This window comes from Mesorhizobium sp. M7A.F.Ca.CA.002.05.1.1, from assembly GCF_003998335.1.
In the GTDB taxonomy this organism is placed as follows: Bacteria; Pseudomonadota; Alphaproteobacteria; order Rhizobiales; family Rhizobiaceae; genus Mesorhizobium.
The window spans coordinates 1-1,713 of record NZ_RZQI01001105.1; the positions used below are offsets into that span (position 1 = coordinate 1).

Here is a 1,713-nt window from a genome sequence, read left to right on the forward strand (position 1 = left end):
GATGAACACCGTCATCATGGCCCATTGCGGGTGGTCGAGTTTTAGGGCGTAGGCGGCCAGCAGCGCTATCAGGCCGGCTGAAACGGTGCGAAGAGCGAAAATCCAGTCCGAGCGCGTCGGTTGCGTCAGGTCGGTCAAACTGGTTTCGAAATAGCCTTTCAGCCGTGCCGCAATCACACGCTGGTCTCCATATCAGAAGCGCAAGCTAAACCGGCTGATGGCTAGATATCCAGCACTTCCGTCTCGGCGAATTCGGCGCGTTCCTGGATGAAGCGGAAGCGGGCTTCCGGCTTGGTGCCCATCAACGCATCGACGGCGTCCTTGGTCGCCGCCTCGGCGTCGATCACGTCGATCCTGAGCAGCGTGCGCTTCCTCGGATCCATGGTGGTTTCCTTGAGCTGGGCCGCCATCATCTCGCCCAGGCCCTTGAAGCGGCCGAGTTCGACCTTGCCGCGCCCGGTGAATTCGGTGCGCAGGAGCTCGTCCTTGTGCGCGTCGTCGCGGGCATAGGCGACCTTGCCGCCTTGCCTGATCGAGTAAAGCGGCGGCACCGCTAGGTAGAGATGGCCGCCACGCACAAGTGCCGGCATCTCCTGATAGAAGAAGGTGATCAGCAGCGAGGCGATGTGGGCGCCGTCGACATCAGCGTCGGTCATGATGATCACGCGGTCGTAGCGCAGATCCTCATCGCGGTACTTCGAACGCGTACCGCAGCCGAGCGCCTGGATCAGGTCCGAAATCTGTTGGTTGCCGGCGAGCTTGTCGTTGCCGGCGCTGGCGACGTTGAGGATTTTTCCGCGCAGCGGCAGGACGGCCTGGCTGGCGCGGTCGCGCGCCTGCTTGGCCGAGCCGCCGGCCGAGTCACCTTCGACGATGAACAGTTCAGCGCCGGCCGCGGCATTCTGCGTGCAATCGGCGAGCTTGCCCGGCAGCCGCAGTTTGCGCACCGCGCTCTTGCGCGACACCTCTTTTTCCTGCCGTCGGCGCACCCTCTCGTCGGCGCGCGCGATCACCCATTCGAGCAGCTTCGAGGCTTCCTGCGGATTGTCGGCCAGCCAATGGTCGAACGGATCGCGGATCGCGGTCTCGACAATTCGAATTGCCTCGATCGTCGCCAGCCTGTCCTTGGTCTGGCCGACGAATTCCGGCTCGCGGATGAACACCGACAGCATGCCCGCCGCCGAGATCATGACGTCTTCCGAGGTCACGATCGAGGCGCGCTTGTTGCCGACGAGATCGGCATAGGCGCGCAGGCCCCGCGTCAGCACGTTGCGGAAGCCGGCTTCGTGGGTGCCGCCTTCGCCGGTCGGGATGGTGTTGCAGTAGGAATTGATGAAGCCGTCGCCGCCGAACCAGGTCACCGCCCATTCGAGCGAGCCATGGCCGCCTTGTTTCTCGCTCTTGCCGGCGAAGATTTCGCGAGTCACCTGGAAGTCGTCGCCGAGCGATGCCTTGAGATAATCCTTCAGGCCGCCGGGAAAATGGAATTCAGCCTTGGCCGGTGTCTGATCTTTTTCCTTGATCAGCGACGGATCGCAGGTCCAGCGGATCTCGACACCACCGAACAAATAGGCTTTCGAGCGCGTCATGCGGTAGAGCCGCGCCGGTTCGAACGCAGCGCCCTTGCCGAAAATCTGCTCGTCGGGGTGGAATCGGATCTTTGTGCCGCGCCGGTTGTGGATTTCGCCCAGTTGCTCCAGGCCGGTCACGGGA

2 protein-coding genes are annotated in these 1,713 nt (G+C 63.1%); both read right to left on the minus strand.

Features of this window, described 5'->3' with window-relative positions; translation table 11 throughout:
- Positions 1-177 (minus strand): FUSC family protein (locus EN939_RS32995; RefSeq protein ID WP_164751457.1); only part of this gene is annotated, 177 nt, incomplete at its 3' end.
- Positions 178-221: 44 nt separating this feature from the next.
- Positions 222-1,713: toprim domain-containing protein (locus EN939_RS33000; protein WP_127271678.1), on the minus strand; the 1,492-nt coding region annotated here is incomplete at its 5' end.